This is a genomic window from Dysgonomonas sp. UBA7630 (genome assembly GCF_002483985.1).
Lineage (GTDB): Bacteria > Bacteroidota > Bacteroidia > Bacteroidales > Dysgonomonadaceae > Dysgonomonas.
Genome location: NZ_DLIY01000019.1, coordinates 1 through 18101, shown reverse-complemented (window position 1 = coordinate 18101; position 18101 = coordinate 1). Strand labels below are relative to the sequence as shown.

16 protein-coding genes and 1 pseudogene are annotated in these 18101 nt (G+C 33.6%); 10 read left to right on the top strand and 7 right to left on the bottom strand.

The annotated features are described in order from the left end of the window. The first annotated feature begins 2 nt into the window (after nucleotides 1–2). The 5 genes from B3P17_RS08175 to qatD all read left to right on the top strand — a co-directional run bounded on the left by B3P17_RS08175 (nucleotide 3) and on the right by qatD (nucleotide 6640). A complete protein-coding gene (locus B3P17_RS08175; protein ID WP_291031299.1) occupies nucleotides 3–1757 on the top strand; it encodes an ATP-binding protein in 1755 nt (584 codons plus the stop codon). A gap of 143 nt (nucleotides 1758–1900) precedes the next feature. Continuing rightward, complete coding sequence (locus B3P17_RS08170) at nucleotides 1901–3799, top strand: KAP family P-loop NTPase fold protein (RefSeq protein ID WP_291104997.1); 1899 nt, start codon at nucleotides 1901–1903, stop codon at nucleotides 3797–3799. Nucleotides 3800–3801: 2 nt separating this feature from the next. Then, on the top strand, nucleotides 3802–4542 hold the full coding sequence (locus tag B3P17_RS08165; RefSeq protein ID WP_291031303.1) for a hypothetical protein: 741 nt from the start codon (nucleotides 3802–3804) through the stop codon (nucleotides 4540–4542). Nucleotides 4543–4544: 2 nt separating this feature from the next. Next, complete coding sequence (gene qatC / locus B3P17_RS08160; RefSeq protein ID WP_291031305.1) at nucleotides 4545–5912, top strand: Qat anti-phage system QueC-like protein QatC; 1368 nt, start codon at nucleotides 4545–4547, stop codon at nucleotides 5910–5912. Then, nucleotides 5909–6640 (top strand): Qat anti-phage system TatD family nuclease QatD, encoded by a 732-nt coding sequence (qatD, locus tag B3P17_RS08155; RefSeq protein ID WP_291031307.1) that lies wholly within the window; start codon nucleotides 5909–5911, stop codon nucleotides 6638–6640. The genes qatC and qatD overlap by 4 nt, the downstream gene beginning before the upstream one ends. 171 nt (nucleotides 6641–6811) lie before the next feature. On the opposite strand, the gene B3P17_RS08150 is transcribed toward qatD, so the two are convergent. The 5 genes from B3P17_RS08150 to B3P17_RS08130 form a co-directional block, all read right to left on the bottom strand. Then, nucleotides 6812–7576, bottom strand: a complete 765-nt coding sequence (locus B3P17_RS08150) for an NERD domain-containing protein (protein ID WP_291104994.1) — start codon at nucleotides 7574–7576, stop codon at nucleotides 6812–6814. Nucleotides 7577–8091: 515 nt separating this feature from the next. Then, complete coding sequence (locus B3P17_RS08145) at nucleotides 8092–8358, bottom strand: HU family DNA-binding protein (protein ID WP_291031311.1); 267 nt, start codon at nucleotides 8356–8358, stop codon at nucleotides 8092–8094. Between the two features lie 158 nt (nucleotides 8359–8516). Further along, a complete protein-coding gene (locus B3P17_RS08140) occupies nucleotides 8517–8891 on the bottom strand; it encodes a hypothetical protein (protein ID WP_291031312.1) in 375 nt (124 codons plus the stop codon). 7 nt (nucleotides 8892–8898) lie between these two features. After that, on the bottom strand, nucleotides 8899–10122 hold the full coding sequence (locus tag B3P17_RS08135) for a site-specific integrase (protein WP_291104991.1): 1224 nt from the start codon (nucleotides 10120–10122) through the stop codon (nucleotides 8899–8901). Between the two features lie 123 nt (nucleotides 10123–10245). Then, nucleotides 10246–11475, bottom strand: coding sequence for a site-specific integrase (locus B3P17_RS08130; protein WP_291028610.1), 1230 nt, complete (start codon nucleotides 11473–11475; stop codon nucleotides 10246–10248). Between the two features lie 298 nt (nucleotides 11476–11773). Between B3P17_RS08130 and B3P17_RS15820 the strand changes: the two are divergent. Next, nucleotides 11774–11953: pseudogene (locus tag B3P17_RS15820) on the top strand (tyrosine-type recombinase/integrase); the annotation flags it as partial. 290 nt (nucleotides 11954–12243) lie between these two features. Here B3P17_RS15820 and B3P17_RS08120 read toward each other — a convergent pair. Further along, nucleotides 12244–12759 (bottom strand): 5' nucleotidase, NT5C type, encoded by a 516-nt coding sequence (locus tag B3P17_RS08120; protein ID WP_291104985.1) that lies wholly within the window; start codon nucleotides 12757–12759, stop codon nucleotides 12244–12246. A gap of 286 nt (nucleotides 12760–13045) precedes the next feature. On the opposite strand from B3P17_RS08120, the gene B3P17_RS08115 reads away from it, so the two are divergent. After that, entirely contained in the window at nucleotides 13046–13732 is a 687-nt protein-coding gene (locus B3P17_RS08115; RefSeq protein ID WP_291104982.1) for a DeoR/GlpR family DNA-binding transcription regulator, read from the top strand. A 283-nt stretch (nucleotides 13733–14015) separates the two neighbouring features. Here B3P17_RS08115 and B3P17_RS08110 read toward each other — a convergent pair whose 3' ends face one another. Further along, nucleotides 14016–15482, bottom strand: coding sequence for a PLP-dependent aminotransferase family protein (locus tag B3P17_RS08110; RefSeq protein WP_291104979.1), 1467 nt, complete (start codon nucleotides 15480–15482; stop codon nucleotides 14016–14018). A gap of 14 nt (nucleotides 15483–15496) precedes the next feature. On the opposite strand from B3P17_RS08110, the gene B3P17_RS08105 reads away from it, so the two are divergent. The 3 genes from B3P17_RS08105 to B3P17_RS08095 all read left to right on the top strand — a co-directional run. Continuing rightward, entirely contained in the window at nucleotides 15497–16957 is a 1461-nt protein-coding gene (locus tag B3P17_RS08105) for an MATE family efflux transporter (RefSeq protein ID WP_291104976.1), read from the top strand. A 101-nt stretch (nucleotides 16958–17058) separates the two neighbouring features. Next, nucleotides 17059–17685: a hypothetical protein gene (locus B3P17_RS08100; RefSeq protein WP_291104974.1), complete on the top strand. Its 627-nt coding sequence runs from the start codon at nucleotides 17059–17061 to the stop codon at nucleotides 17683–17685. A 146-nt stretch (nucleotides 17686–17831) separates the two neighbouring features. Continuing rightward, nucleotides 17832–18101: helix-turn-helix domain-containing protein (locus B3P17_RS08095; RefSeq protein ID WP_291104971.1), on the top strand; the 270-nt coding region annotated here is incomplete at its 3' end.

The following is an 18101-nucleotide window of genomic DNA, read 5'->3' as shown; positions in this document are numbered from 1 at the left end:
ATATGAGCAATAGTCCATTCAATCATAGTCATTTTCTTGGGTATGTAAATTTTGTATCTCCTGCATTTGTGAAAGTCCATTTCCCATCATCTGTACTGATGAAAACATTTGTACATCATGCGGAGGTCCTACGAGGAGGACTTGTCGGAAATTACATTCTTATTGAAGGTGAAGAAAAGGGATTTCTGGGTAAAATTTTAGAAATATCGTTGCCTGAAAAAGAACGATTAGAATTAAGTGAAAGGACTTTTTCTACAAAGGCTTTTCATCCGGTAGGAAGAATTGAAATTCTTTTATCTTTTGATTTGTTTGACCCGAGTAAAATAGAAAAAGGAATAAACAGTTTGCCGCTTATAGGTTCCAAAGTATTTATTTGTTCTGCCGAATTTCTTGCTACTCATTTTAAGACCTTTGGGATAAAACCTGAGAACATAGAACATTCACCTACATTTAGAATGGGTAATTTAATATATGACAAAAATGTTCCGGTAGACATTTCATTGCAGGCAATTTTTAGCCGTCATTGTGCAGTTGTAGGTACAACAGGGGGTGGTAAAAGTTATACCATAAGTAAATTTATCGAAGGAGTTATAGAAACTGGAGCAAAAGCAATCATATTGGATCCAACAGGAGAATATTCAACATTTGATACTCATTTAAATGTTGACCATTCAGTCTTGATCTCCGAGAGTTATTTTCCATACCAAAATTTGACTATAAATGATTTGTTTGTCCTATTTAGGCCGTCTGGCCAGGTACAACAACCAGTTTTACTAGAGGCGATTAAATCATTAAAAGTAGCACATTGTTTGATGAATAATATTCCTAATAATGGACATAACAATGATGGAACTAATGATACTTTTACATTTAGAGGTCAGCAAGTAATAATAAATAATGGATTAGTTGTAAAACAAAATAATTTTACTGCGCCATATAATAATGCGTACTTCACATATAAGGCTATAATTGAAGATTTCACAATAAATAATTTCAGAATAAATCTACTTCATAGACAAATTGGGAATGAATGTTATCAAATATTTAACGATCGTTGGTCAAACAGTAGAGATGACAGAAATTATGGAAATGCGACAAGCCTAATAATGCGTGTTAATAATGTGATTTCAGACAATGATTACGCAGGAATGTTTGGATTTAATGCACCTACGACAAGTAATCTAATAACTAAGATAAACGATTTTTTAGCAAGTACTGATAAGAATATCTTAAGGATTGGTTTTGAAAATGTACCTTATAATTTTCAGGCAAGGGAAATTTTAGCCAATTCACTGGGGCGGTATCTGTTAAATAAAGCTCGAACAAACGCTTTTAGAGAAAATCCTCTAATTCTTTTTGTAGATGAAGCACATCAGTTTTTAAATAAGAAAGTTAAGGATGAATATTTTGAAAGTACAGAATTAAACGCTTTTGATAACATTGCAAAGGAGAGTCGGAAATATGGTTTGTTTCTATGTTTATCTACGCAGATGCCAAGAGATATACCAGTTGGGACGCTGAGTCAAATGGGAACATTTATTACACATAGGCTGATAAATTATCAAGACAAAGAGGCAATAGGTAGTGCTTGCTCAACGGCGAATAAAGAAACCCTATCCTTCTTACCGTCTCTAGGTTCAGGCGAAGCTATCATTATGGGAGTTGATTTTCCTATGCCTATCTCGGTTAAAGTCGATTTACCTGCAATAACTCCTAAATTTGATACACCTAAATTTAAGAAGTTGATAAATGAATGAGTAAATAAATTATTATGAAAAAATAGTTGGATTCACAATATTACGGTTATCGGTAACATTGTGAACCATCAATGATATTTTTTTTGATAATATGTACAGCATAAATAATTTTTTGTATAGTAACTACTTATAATTACTAGTTTATGTGGGCTGATAACGAAACTTCAGAAGACCTATTAGGCTTCAACGTACATGCTGATTTATTAATAAATATCATTTATGATGAATCTGTTTTGCCGATTACGATAGGGGTTTTTGGTGATTGGGGTAGTGGTAAATCCAGTGTCTTACAAATTGTAAAAGAAGCGTTTGATAAGGATGCTGATAAGGATTCGCTCTGTATATACTTTAATGGTTGGACTTTTGAGGGATATGATGATGCTAAGGCTGCATTACTCAATTCTATTCTTAAGGAATTGGAAGACAACAAAAAAATTCCTGATGCAATAAAGGATACAATAAAGAAAAAAGCAAAGAAACTTCGGAAGTATATTGACTGGATGCGTGGAGCAGGCATGGTTATGAAAAATGTAGCTTTACCTGCCGTTACTGCATATTTTACGGGAGGGCTTAGTTTAGTTCCCTTTGCCATCCAGAAGTTAGCAGAATGGGGCAATAACCCAGAAATAATAATTAAAAAACTTCAATCGGATGAAGGAAAGGAAATATTTAAATCTTTTATAAAAGAAGGGAAAGAGAATGATAAAAACATTACAAATGCAGTCGCTGAATTTAGAAAAGATTTTTCAGAACTCTTAGATGCGACAAATTTCAAACGGTTAGTTGTAATTATTGATGATTTAGATAGATGTAGTCCTGAAAGAATTATTGAAAATCTTGAAGCAATTAAACTTTTCCTGAATGTCCCCAAAACTGCATTTGTCATCGGAGCAGATCCTCGAATAGTTAAATATGCTATTGAATATAAGTATAAAAACAATAAAGAAATAGAGGACGATAATAACAGGATTATTATTGATTATTTAGAGAAATTAATTCAGCTTCCTTATTCTTTACCAAGACTTTCAGAATCAGAAGTTGAAACTTATATATCAATGCTTATCTGTAAAAAAGAAATTGGTGATGATAAATTCAAAAAAGTACTGGACGAATTTAAGAAATATAGATCAACAAATAAATATTCTGCATTTGGATTGTCGAATTTTGAGAAAATATTAGAAGACAATGATTTCAGAAAGGTAAAAGATAATGTAATAACAATACCTTCTCTAGTACCCTTAATTACAAATAGCTTGTATGGAAATCCCCGGCAGATTAAACGGTTTCTAAACACCTATACTATTAGGAAAAGGCTCGCAGAAGTGGCAACCTTACAGAATTTTGATGATGCTGTTCTAGCAAAACTGATGATACTTGAATATTCTGAACCTAAGTTATTTAAAAAATTATTTGAATGGCAGATTATTCAAGATGGAATACCTAAAGAAATTATAGAAATAGAAACTCTATGCAAAGAGAAAGGAATTGAAGATATTATTTCTGAAATGAAAGAATCATATTTTAAAGAATGGAATAAGCCCAAAATAATAAAGTGGTTTCAAATTGAGCCTTTATTATCAGGAGTTGATCTACGAGATTACTATTGGATTGCTCGGGATAAATTAGAAAACTCTATCACTGCAACGAGTATGATTCCACCTATAATAAGAGCGTTTTTCAATGAATTATTACCAGATAATATGACATCAACGGTTACAAGATCTTTAATTTCTGAAAAATTCCAGACATTTAATGATGTTGAAAAAGAAGCATTTTTCAATCTTTTATCCTCTAATTTAAAGAGGAATCCTCAGCAAAAACGATTATATGATATTTTCAATGTAATGACAGAAGCTAAAATTGACAATACAGTTTATCATTATATAGAAGCCCTTAAAATAATCAGTGTATCGGATATTGAGCCTGCGGTTGCTATAAGATTAGCAGATTTTAAATCAGAACCGATAATAGGTGAATTTTTAAATGATTATTTCAAGGATGGAAAATCCAAAGCAAGCAAAGCATTTAATCTAAAAAAATAGACATGGGAACATCTAAATCATTTTCTGATGTAAAACACACAATGATCCCGAATTGGGGTGTACTTAGTTCCTCGCTAACTTCAAATTGTGATTCTTCAGTTCTTTCAACTCAGAAGCTACAGAATATAATGGGACATTTTGTTTCAGCATTGAGTGGAGCCTCAACTGGTGGACGTGGTGGTTCAAAAGCTGGTGGAAGAAGTAGTATCAGAACAGCAAAGAAAATAGGAGGAGTCTTTTCTAAATTTATCAGCTCTGGTAATAATATTAGGCAGACTCTCGAATTTACAGGGTTAACTGATATTGAGAACAAAACAGTTGAAGATATTATTAATCATTTAATTGAGTACTGTTCGGGCAGTGCGACATCAATTGATGATAATGCAGCAAAAGAGGCTACAAGATTATTATTCGAAGAATTAATGGGGCAGGCAGAATCTATTGATGAAGTACAAGCCTTATTACAAGAGACTTTTACAACGAATACCTTGGAAGATGTTATAATAAAGTATTTCGGGTATTATATTAATGAGCTTTTATCAAAATGGTTTTATGAAAATTTGATAAAGAACAAGAGTGAGAATGATTGTAATAATCTTTTCGGACAAATAAAAAATTTCATAGTGGAAAGAGTTGAGGATATTCATAAAAAAAATCCTCTTCAAAATGTAGATTGGAGTTCTGATGAAGCCGATAGGCTAATAAAAAATATTCAACAAGATGTTCTAACCGTATTTGAATAGTTATGAGAGTAAGCGTAGTTATAGATAATGCAGATTATGGCAAATTTGCAGATTTGCAGCTTTGTTACACAGACAATGATGTGGAAAGAAAGGTTCCTCTATCTTTTTTAGGCTATGAAAGAGTATTTGATTTTACGACTGATTTCACATCTGTAAAATTTGATTTCTTTCTTATATCGGCAATAGTTTACGGAGTTGATAATTTATTGAGTCGAGCTATTTATTCGAATGATGGTTGGACGAGAGATATTGAAGTCGAATTTCCAGTCAATAATATAGATATTTGGACTGGTAAAGAATATAAACTAAAACGAATATTAGATTTTTTGACAGGAGATAACTGGCTTGTTCGTTTTAGACAAAATATACAAGATACACTTTATTATCCACGTCCTTTGTCTAGAAGAAGGAAAAATCCACCGGCCTATGTAATAGATTCAATTAAATCAGTAAGTCTTTTTTCTGGAGGATTAGATTCTTTAATAGGTGTTATTGATGAATTAGAAAAGCTAGAAGATAGTGAAAGAATACTTTTGCTCTCTCATTTTGATTCAAAATCTCCGGGACCAAATGGAGACCAGAATAAGTTGTTCAGACATTTAATAACTAAATATCCGAATAAAATATATTGGATACAATCAAAATTGGCACTGTCTAGAAAAGATATAGAAGGAAACAAAATAGTAATAGAAAACAACTACCGTAGTCGTTCCCTGTTTTTCATTGGTTTAGGTTGTTATTTGTCTCCAATTGATGAGTTGATAATCCCTGAAAATGGAACGATTTCAATTAACTATCCCCTTACTCCATCAAGAGTGAGTTCTTTGAGTACAAGAACAACTCATCCCTATGTTTTAAAGAATACTCAAGAACTACTTACTGAATTAGGCTTATTCACTAGAATACATAATCCATATACATTTAAGACCAAAGGAGAAATGTTTCTTGAATGTTCAAATCTCAAATTTCTAAAAATTATTTTTCAAGATTCGGTTTCTTGTGGAAAAAGAGGAAGACGGCAATACCATTTTGATAATCCTAGCGAGATGCACAATTGTGGACGATGTATGCCTTGTATATATAGACGAGCTGCATTGAATAAGGCTGGCTTAGACAATGAAAACCACTATGGGAATTTTATTACTAAAGTTATAACTATGGGGAATAATGATTTACCTGCCCTATTCAGCTATTTAAAGAAAAACATTTCATTAGAAAAAATGAAAAGAGATTTATTAGTTAATGGTAATATAGATCTTAGTGACCTTACTGAATATGCAGAAATGGTATTAAGATCAAAACAAGAAGTCCTACAACTATTTAGAGATAAGGGAAATGAATTTGTGAAAATAGAGTTGAATTTGAGATGATTATTGACACACACTGCCATATAGATTTATATCCCAACCCGAGAAAAGTTTTACAAGATTCTGTCATAGCTAATATTACGGTATTAGCTATGACTAATCTTCCAAGCCATTTTGAAATGGGATATCCATATTTTCAGTCATTAAAAAAAATCCGATTAGCATTAGGTATGCACCCCTTAATGGCAGATTTACACGCAAAGGAATTTGATTTATTTCTGAAAAATATTAGTAGAACATCATATATCGGAGAAATTGGTTTGGATTTTTCTAAAGAAGGTATATCTACCAAAGATATTCAAATAGAAACTTTTTCTAAAATACTACAGATTGTTTCAGAACAAAAAAAAATTTTAAGTATTCATTCCAGAAAGGCTGAAAAAGAAGTTTTAGATCTTTTGATAAAAAATAATATACAATCTGCAATTTTCCATTGGTATTCTGGAGGATTGAATCTTATAGATTCGATTGTAGAGGCTGGTTATTTCTTCTCAATCAATCCTGCAATGGTAAAATCTATGTCAGGCAGAAAGATAATATCTAAAATACCAAAACATTATATATTGACAGAAACGGATGGACCATTTGTGGAAGTGAGAAATCTACCTTTAAAACCAGGTGAAATATCTTCAGTAATTAATTATTTAGTTCAAGAATGGAATATTACCAATTGCGATGTTGAAAATATTATCTCATCTAACTTCTCACGATTAATGAGTTATTTGAAATAATAATGAACTTCTTAGATAACAAATAGGTAATATAGATTTATTAAAAAGAGAGTTAGCTAATAATGAAGAGACAATTCTTAATTATATAATCAGAATAAGACTCCAATAAGATATTGTAAAGCTAGTTTCTTGAGAGAATAAAACCTTATATAGATTCCTATATTGACTTGATTAGGAGTGTATAGTGTATTTACATCTTGGGTAATTGCTACAACCCTTAAATTGCCCAAACTTTCCATTACGCAGAACTAAGATTTTTCCACAACGAGGACATCTATTTTGCTCAACAGCTTTTTCTCTTTCTTTAATTCTCTTTTTTATCGATCTAATATGTTGACTATTATCATATATTTCTTTTGTATTGGCGGAATATATAATATTCGTAATCTCATCTTTTTCTCTTTCGGTAAGTATTACCTCTCTGTGTTTTCTAATTTCTTTCAAAAGGTTTGTTGAATATATTACGCAAGAGTCTGTTTGAGTTTTAATAGTTGCTTTGGTCGAAAAAACCACAATTGGAATAAATTTGACATTTGAATATTCTCTAAGAGTATGCTTTAGGGACTGTATGTGACTGTAATTCTGGAGGATCGGGTTATAAAACTTATTTTTATATTTATATATGACTTGAGTCCAATAATCAGAATTCTCACCTCCAAGAATCCACCCTTTATAATTCTTTGTTTCTATAATAAATATTCCAAAATCAGAGATGACAAGATGATCTATTTGAGAAGTTCTCCCATTGATATTTAATACAACATTATTGATTACCTTATATTGAGATTTTTCTAGTTTTGTTAATATTATAGCTGTAATTTTCTCTCCAATATATCCTCTAATTTTATGATGTAAAAGCTTATTCGCTAACCAATAAATAGAAATAAAAGTTAACAATATCCACAAATATCCAGATTCAGTTAGGTGATTCAACATAATTATCTATACGATGCTATTTATTGTAAACAGGAAGTACTAGCAAATGTATAAAATTATTCAGAAATCCAACTAATGTATAAAGAATCTCCAATATAAGTATAAGCTCAAACTTAATATTTTTTCTTTTTGTAACTGGTAAACATCTCTTTAACAGAAGGCTAATGAATAACCCAAGTCTATTTTGATAAATACTCTTTTGCATTTTGAAAAGGAAGATTTGTCAAAATACGTTGTTTAGTTTTGGTGTTTTATAACCTTCTCTATTTTTGTATTCAGATGAAAAATGAAATCGTTAAAATCTAAAACAACCCTGGAGTATATTCTTTTATATATTTGGGATTTCTATCCAATACGTATGATAGACTCTAAGAAAAGGGCGGAAAGCTTTCTCCAATTTCGTTATTTAAGCTAAAAAAGACCAATACCTAATTTTTAGTATATCGGTCTTTTCATTTCTTGGGATAGCCTTAATACATTGTTCATGTATTGTTCTGATTATCTCCTGAAAAAAATTATAAATTGGCTAATTCCGCTCCGGCTTTGAATTTAGCTGATTTCTTGGCCGGAATATTTATTATAGCCTTTGTCTGGGGATTAATACCTTTTCTTGCAGCTCTCTCAGATACAGAAAATGTACCGAAGCCGACAAGGGCTACTTTCTCTCCTTTTTTTACTTCTTGCGTGATAGATTCAATAACGGCTTCTAGCGCTTTTTTTGCATCTGCCTTGTTCAATCCAGATTTTGCTGCAACAGCATCAACTAATTCCGATTTATTCATAATTAAAGATTTAAATAAATATTATATTTGGTTTGTATAAGAATTTAATAAAGATAAATCATTTTGATCTGTTAGATGACTCTTTCCTGCTATATTTTCTTATTATTAAAAAAAAGAAGCCATGCCTAATTTATTATACGATATAGTTGGTGCTTATTTCAATTGAGCGAAAAGTTCTTATATAAACAGGAAATTGCGGGAATCAATTCCCTACTTGGCGAGGTCTTTGCTCTTTGTGTCATACTCTTCCGAAACATCTCAGCATTTTTTGATTGAACCCTGAAAGCAAGAGCGATAATCATTTCTAAACCATAGTATTCGGGATAGATTTTTTGACCATCAGCGATACAACTCATTGTATAATCCCCTTCGGCAATACCCGCTTTTTCAATAGCTCGGATATGCCGTTTTGCCGTCCGGTAGTAAATGCCAAACAAATCTGCAATTTCAGAAACACTCATTCTCACATGACCTGAAACAATAACTATTCCATTATCTGTCATTGTAATTATTTCTCTTCTTTCTCTCTTCATGGCTGGCCTATATTATTATTGCGGTTTGAACTGCTGTATTTTGCATTGTTTTTCTTCGTTTGATTAGCTTATCCATATCTTGCGATATTTTCTGCTCTGTAATCTGTGCATATACCTGAGTCGTATTGATGTTTGCATGTCCCATCATTTTAGCTACGCTCTCTATCGAAACACCTGCTGAAAGCAACAAAGTCCCGAAACTATGTCGGCTTTGATGGTAGGAGAGATTCTCTTTCAGGTCTATTAATGTTCCTATCTGGTTTATCTCGTACCAGATTTTATCACGGACAGGTAACGGAAACACGGGACTACTTTCATCTGTGGTATTGTATAACATAAGAATTTGCTCCGCTATCGGATGCAGGGGTATAAATGCCTCGACATTGGTCTTTACCCTGCGTTTTCGGATATAAAGCCTACCTTCTGCCGTTTTACCTATATGGTGCGGATACAATCCGTATATATCTACATAAGCTAATCCGGTCAATGTTGAGAAGATAAAAGCCCTGCGCACCAGCTCCAACCGTTCTTCGGGCATGGGTGTTTCCAGCAGCCGTTTAAAATCATCTTTGCTTATGTGTTTGTGCTTGGGTGGTTCTTTCTTTTCATACCTCACCTCTTCCAACGGATTACTTCTTAATACTTCCTGATCGATGGCAATATAAATAAGCCTGTTGAGCCAGGTGATACATTTATTGATATAACCCGATTTGCGTTCTCCTATGGTTTTCAAATAGAGTTTGAATGATTCGCCAAACTCTTCGGTAATATCAGAGAAGGCAATATCCTTCATCCCTCTGGAGCATAGGAACTCTTTCAGGTTCCGTTGTGATATTCCCGATTGTCGGTAGCTGGTTGTGGAGTTTATTTCGATGGAGCGAAGTCGCAGGCGTTCACGTTCCACGTCTCCTGCCTGTAAGAGCATGGTTGGGATAGAGTTAACCCCAATGATAGTGTTTTTTAATAGCTCTGCGCTGATAACTCCCTGTTCTCTCAATATATGATTGTAGGTGTTCTCGATACGGTTACGATAGGTTATAAGCTTATTATTTTCCCTTTCTATTTTAATGGTTCCTTTCCTTGTATTCCAATCTTCAGGACTGCAATAGATACCTGTGGTTATGACTGTTTGTTTGCCGTCTATACTGATCCGGCACAGAATAGCTGTTGTGCCATCTGCCTTAATTTTGTTTTTATTGATGTAAAACAATATTTTGAATGTTGATCTCATAATTATATATTTTTGAATGATTTTGTTTTGATACAAGTAAGAAAAGCATTTAATGATATGTATTCAAACAGATCTATCAATAAATAAAATCCTTAACCGATAATAAAAAGAGCGACCTTGACTTTATAGAACTAATTGTAAATCTCTGGTTACTTCAATAAATTTATCCATATCCTCGAAAAGCTTTTTAGGAGTAACACGGGCATAGACCTGAGTCGTTTTGATGTTGCTGTGCCCGAGCATCCTACTGATTGTTTCTATCGGGACTCCCTCTTCGAGCGTAATTAAACTGGCAAAGCTATGTCTTCCTGAATGATAGGAGATTGGCTGCTTTATATCTGCCATAACACGTAATCCCCGCATATTTAATTGTACCACTTCTGCTGATTGTATCGGGAACAATGTTTCTCTGTCCTCGTCTTTATATTTTTCAAGCAGAGTGATGGCTTCGGGCAATAATTTGACACGAGCCTGAAAGTCTGTTTTCTTTCTGCGGTATTTAAGCCAAAGGTTATTTTCTTCGTCGGTGAACAGATTTTCTTCTGTTATGCGGACTATATCCGCATAAGAAGTACCGGTATAGCAAGCGAAGAGAAATAAATCACGGGTAAGCAGATGCGAATGACGGTTGGGAGCAATCTCCAAGTCACGGATTTTTTCAAAACTTTCCCTGCTTAATGCTTTGGGAGTGGCTTCTTTTTGTTTGGGTAGTTTGTAATGGGCAAAATGCAGTTTCTCGGAAATGCCTTCTTTGAAAGCAATCTTACACATCTTTTTCAGGATAGCCAGATAGTGGCGAACGGTATCCATTGAATAGCCCTGTTCCAGAAGAACGAAGTCCTGATACTCCCGGATGAACAGCTCGTTCAACTGCCCGAAAGCGATATCTTTGGTCTTGAACTTCTTTTTGATGAATTTGCCTAATGAACGGTGGGTGTACACATAACCGCTTAAGGTGGTCGGGGCAACATCTATTCCGATACGTGCTCGTAGCCCTTGCATATGCCTGTCAAGAAGTGCAAGCAGGGTTGTTTGTGCTCCCATACTTCCCTGAAACAGATTTTTGACTGATTCGGCATCGAAAGATTGGTTACGTTCTATGAGTGTATCATAAGCCGAATGCACAGCAAGCAATAGTTTCTCTATTTTTGCATTGGTTACTACTGCTTCACGGCTTTTACCATCCAGACGACTTTCGCGGGGATTCCACAACCCGGGAGTACAGGAAAGTTTCAGGCTGAATTGGGACATGGACCTTCCGATAGTGATTCTTCCCATGATGGGAGTTTTGCCTAATTTATCAGGACTGCTTTTTTTCAGGTAAAGTAAAACCTTGAATTTTTCTTGTTTCATACACTTATAATTTTGTGGGCTTTGCCGGAAGGCAAAGTTACCGATTATATAAGTGCTCTTTGTTATGCAAAATGCTGTGAATCAGAACATACGAACCCTAACTATATTTCTCCAATCAACTACGAGTTACCTATTCCGATTCGGTAATTATTGAGGTAACGGATTGGTAATTCAAATACTGCTGTATTTGGCAATATCCTGCTTTTTAACAAAACAGCAAATTAGAGCAATTCATTTAATTATAAACGAGTTACGTTTTATTCGCTGTGTTTCGCTAGTTACCGTTTCTCCTGTTATTACTCATGTGGCCCGACATACAGCGGCGACCATTGTATTTTTAGCGAATAAAGTATCGTTGGAAAATGTAGCGAAGATATTAGGTCATTCGAATGTCCGCACGACCCAGCATTATGCAAAAGTGTTGGATAGTTCTATTATGAGAGATATTCAAGAGGTAGATAAGAAATTCTCGCTCTAAGTTTCTTTTCTTTCATCTGAACACGAAGATATATCAAGAGAATAATTCAGCAAGGTCTAGCTCTCCGAGTTTACTCAAAGAATCTTCCTTTTTTCAAAAGTGTATTCTTTGGTAAAACCTTGCTTTTATTATTCTCTTTTTAAATGAGTGGTTTATCAGTTGAAAAGAAAAATAATATCAGTCATTCATATATTGGTTCTGCATAATCTTTTCATTAGGATCCTTTTTTGTTAAGTTAAGTTGCCTACAGTTCTATTTTTTTGAATAAATCTAACTCTTAATAGATATTATTATAAGATATTCATAATCTTAATCCAATCGTTTACCCGTTCAAAATTAAAACCATGTGTATATACATTGTGAGGTTGGGTAAATAAGATTTTTCGCCCGGGAAAAAGGCGAAGGTTTTTTGGATGATCATCAATCATAATATCTCCCTGAATATTTTCTTTGCTTCCACAAAAAATCATTTGTTTCCATGAGATAAATGGGAAATACTCAGACAGCCATGCCCGTTTATCATTCAGGCTATTCGTGAATTCTGTTGCAGACGATACAATAAGAACCGTATATTTATTATTTAGATAATTAAGTCCTTCTATACAATTTTCGATGGGAGGCACGGTTCTAAAAAAGCCTGGTTTATTTACATCCTCCTTAAATGAGGGAAAGGCAAACTCTTCCAATTTACCATATATCTCATCCAAAACTATCTGCTTTCCCGAACGTTCATATTCAAACGTAATAAACTGAGTATATACATCGGCCAATACCCCATCCATGTCTACTAAAATCCGCTGATCCATTTTTTTGTTTTTTTAATTGTTTAACAGTTTCTATCCTAAAAAATAAGCGAGTTAGATATGATTTATCAATGCGGTTATTTTTACAGAATAATGAATTTAGCGCAATCAGAAGTATATATTCAGCACAATATCGCATTTAGATAAAAGATACCTCACTATTTACTTTGTTTTGCTAATAAATATAGCTAATATTGCAATATTATGCAATATTAATAATGCGGAATTATGCTGAAAGAAGAAAGGCAGGAATATATCTTGAGCCGTATAGTTAAGGATAGCCGAATTTATGTTNNATCTGAGTGAGGAGCTTGGCGTTTCGGATGACACATTGAGGCGAGACTTGGCTGAGCTGGAGGATAAAGGATTATTGACCAAAGTACACGGAGGAGCTATTCCCAAATCGGGTATTTCCATAAAATTTACTGAACGTCTCAATACTGCTGTTACAGTAAAGCAGCAAATGGCAGCAAAGGTTATACCTCTATTCAAAGAAGGAGATGTTATTTTAATAGATGGTGGTACATCAAATATGGAAGTTGCTCGACAGATTCCCCGAGATCTGAAGCTGACAATATACACAAATAGTTTTCCTATTATTAATACTCTATTTGATTACCCTAATCTGGATTTGATTTTCTTAGGAGGAAAGGTTTTCTCATCATCCCAGGTTACCTTAGGCATAACAGTTTATCAGGATTTACAAATGGTACAACCGGATTGGGCTATTATAGGAGCAAGTGATATTCACCCGGAAAAAGGTTTAACCGGCCCTGACAGAGAGGAGGCTATGATAAAACGAGCTATGATAGAGCGGGGAAAAAAATGTATTGTTATTGCTGATAGTGATAAGCTAAATACAGCAAGGATATATCACATTGCGTCTATAGCCGATATTGATTATATTGTTACAGAGGATAGTAAAATCGACTATATCAAACAAAACTGGACTAAATATCCTAATGACGTCATATAAATTACTATTATGAGAGTTTTTTTTCGTAAACTAAGAGTTCTTCTTTAGGTTTAATGGCCAAAGTAGAGTCTGAGAGATAGCTTAAATAGGTGTCTAATGAACAATATCAAAAGTTGATTGCTTAATTATTATAGTATTTTGTGTGTCTTTATGAAATAGGTTATTATTTTGATTAAATTCGATCTACGTATCAATACATTCTATCAACTTATTTACATGCAACATAGCATGATACTTTTAAGAAATTGATCAAAAGTACCAATATGTATCTATAATTAATGCACTATACTAATCGTCTAATAGCTTCACCTAATTTTTTGAACCCATCTGCAATTTCTGTTTCGTTTGTTTGTGCAATACAAATTCTGATATAGTTGTTTTCCTGTGAATGATGAAAAAACGTATCTCCATCAAGAACCATTATTCCAAAATCGGAGAAGTAATTTTCTGGATTCTCTATCTTTAGAGTTAATAGCCTGATCCAGATCAGACATCCGCCATTGGGTTCTATCCATTCAATTTTATCTTTCGGGAGATATTGTTTTATCGCATTTACAGCAATATTCATTTTCTTTTTTAGCAGCCGTCTTGTTTTTCGTAAGTGTAACTCAAAAGCTCCGCTCTTAATAAAATGATAAAGGAAGATATGGATAATTGAGTTTGTAGACACTTCAAAGACCGACTTTAGTACAGTGAGTTTCTTAATGCACTCTGATGTACTGGCAATCCAACCTATTCGTAATGCAGGAGCCATGATCTTAGAAAATGTACCTAAATAAATAACTTGCCCTCTCTTATCCAATGCCTTTAGAGGGACAAAAGGCCTCCTTGTGTAGCTCATTTCTTCCTCAGTCCCATTTTCTATAATAAGACAATTGTATTCAGAACAAATATTCAAAAATTCTTCCCGTTTATCCTGAGACATTGAAATACCTGTTGGGTTTTGATAAGTTGGCATAGTATAAATGAAACGGATCTCCCTCTCATTCAACTGTTTTGTAAGTAAATCCAAATCCATCCCGTTACTTAAAACAGGAATCTTAATTATACTCAATCTAAATACTTTAGCCATTTGAAGAACAATCGGATCACAAGTATTTTCAACGACTATATAATCCCCTTGTTTCGAAAATGCCTGAAAGACTAATTGTAAAGATTGCAAGGAACTATTGGTAATCAATATATTCTGATCTTCTATTGAAACATAGTCTGATCTCATTATATCAATTATCGCTGACCTTAGAGGCTGATACCCTCTGATATTTAGATATTTAGGGAGATCTACCTGAGCCTTATAGAATGTATCTCTTATGCACCTTTTTATATACAGATCATCTAAAACACTTGTGTCAGGGTATAGTTCAGCAAAATTGATTTTGTCTGTTTCTGTACGCTCACCATTTTCAAGTGCACATATTATTGAATCATAAGGTAATGCTATTGTTTCTTTGTATAAAAGATCCAGATCAGAAGTATTATTGTATAATTTATCTGAAACTAATTTATCTGAAAGCCTTTTTCTAACAATAGTATAAGAACCTGGAGAACTTTCTGTATATCCATTTATCATTAATTCATTATAGGCTTTGGTTACCGTACTTCTGTTTACGCCTAATATTCTACCCAGTTCTCTTGAAGATGGTAATCTATCCCCATTTTTCAGGGTATTGCTTTCAATCAGGTCCTTTACCTGATCATAGATTTGTAAAAAAACAGGTCTTTTTATATTATGATTAATCTTCTGTAGCATAACTCTAAAATTGGATGACTAAAATTAGTGATAAATTGGATGGTTCTATTCGTTTAATTCTTAATTATTTTTGTCATGTAAATAATAATTGGGTTTGGGAAATGGAGCAAACGACAAACATAAAAGAACTTGAAAACAAAAATATTCCACGTCTTTTTTGGCAATATGCAATACCTGCAATTATCGGAACAATAGCTAATTCTCTTTATAATGTGATTGACCGTATATTTATTGGTCTATGGGTCGGTGACAATGCCATCTCTGCAATTGGATTGGTACTCCCTATTATGAATATAACCAGCTCAATGGGAATATTGGTTGGTATTGGATCAGCTACTCGAGTATCTATATACTTAGGAAAAAAAGATATATCTACAGCCGAAAAGATAGCAGGAACCGCCTTCTTATTGGCTCTTATTTTAAGTGGGGCTATAATATTAGGCATGTTGTCCTTCTTGGATCCAATACTTAGGTATGCAGGAGCCAGTAATGAAACACTTCCATATGCCCGTGATTTTCTACAAATATACATGCCTGGAACCCTTTTTCTTTCCATTGGGTTTACTTTTAATTGTATAATCAGAGCATCTGGTTATCCACGAAAAGCAATGATTGCAATACTAATTAGTGTCTTTTCCAATATAATATTGGCACCCATCTTTATACATACTTTGGGCTGGGGTATAAAGGGTGCAGCAATGGCTACAAGTCTGTCAATATTCTTCTATTTCATATTTGTAATACAACATTTCTTGAATTCCAAGAGCTTTATAAAGTTACGAATAAAGAGCATGGGTTTATCACGAAAAATAATAGAATCAATTTTTTCAATTGGATTTTCACCATTTATAATGCAGCTCGTATCTTCAGCGGTTATCTTTTTTGTCATTCATCAATTGAGATTATCTTTAGGAAACGACACCCATGGTGGGGATATGGCTATCGGGTCATACACCATTGCAAATACACTATTGACTCTAATTACCATGGTCGTTATAGGTTTAACACAAGGCATGCAACCGATTGTCGGATACAATTATGGGGCAAGGAATTTTAATCGGGTAAAAGAAACTGTTGTATATACAATAAAAGTTGGAGTTATAACTACAACATGTGGTTTTATATTGGGCTTATTCTTTCCTGATTTCCTAGTTGGTTTTTTCAGTCCGGGACCAATGTTGGCTGCATATTCTGTGAATGCATTACGGTATCTTGTTGTTTGTCTGCCGTTAGTTGGTTTTCAAATTGTAGCTATTAACTTCTTTCAATGTATTGGTCATGCAGGGAAATCGGTATTGCTTAGCCTATCCCGACAGGTATTGTTCCTTGTGCCAGCTTTATACATATTACCTCGATATATGGGTGTAGATGGTGTTTGGTTGTCCATCCCAATTGCTGATTTTTTAGCTACAGTCATAGCTTTTATTTTGTTTTCAATACAGATAAAAGTATTGAAGAAAGAAATGGTCAGTTGATATCTTATATCCAATCAGTATATGCAATACAGTTTCTTAGGCAAACATAAAATGATATACAAGGTGTAACAACCTCGGTTAAACCTTAGATTGTTAATATTATGTGGGATATTTTTCAAACTAAGCTATTTGTAATATTATCAAAAGAGGCTTCAACTGAAGAAATGGATATTGTCCTAAAAACAGCCTATCGCGAATTCGTTGAAAAATTAATCAACTATCTGGATAATGAGTATGACAATATCAAGCGCATCCGTATGCTTAATCTAATATACATTGAATTTGATATGATAAAGGCCTTGGAAATTTCATATGGGGCAAAGAAAGATGTTTTGAAGATAATCTACTCCGACAAAATTTTATCATTTGTGAGTAAAGAATCAGACCTAATATACAGGCAGATGGAGTACCCGAAGTACTTTATAAATATTGAAGCTACTTGGAAATCTCCACTATTTCTGAATCCAAATGTGGTAAATCTGGTAGATGTAATGGAAAATATCTGCGGATATTATTACATGAATGGAGTTACAACCAGAGATGGAACAAAAATATCACTCAATCTCCTGACACGAACATTCGAAAAATTCTTCAATCTAAAAATACCTGATGTATATAAAAAAAGAGATGAAGTTATTCAACGAAAGAGTAATAAACTAACTGGATTCTTAGATAGAATGAGAACTGCGATTATCAGGGAAAGTAAAAATCAAGGATATACAACTTAGTATATGTTTGATATACTAGTTGTTACAAGTTATTTAGAGGGGAGTAGATGATCTACTCCCCTAATTTTATATCCTGCAAAGCCTGACATTTGCTTTACCAATCGATTGGAATTAATCAGAATATTAATTTCAAAAAACAAAGAATTATGTATTTAGACAATGAAGACTTTACCCAATGGATGGAAAAGCTCAACAAGAAGCTCACAACTATAGGTAGCGATTTGAGAGCAGTAATCGCAACAGGTGAAGCATTTACCAATGATGATAAATTATTGGATAATCAAGACCTCGCCTTTCTTCTTAAAGTATCATATCGAACACTCCAAAGATACCGGGATAGTGGTCAACTTCGATATTTCCTCGTCAGGCGAAAGACATTTTATCGTATGGCTGATGTTGGAAAATCCAGTGTTAAT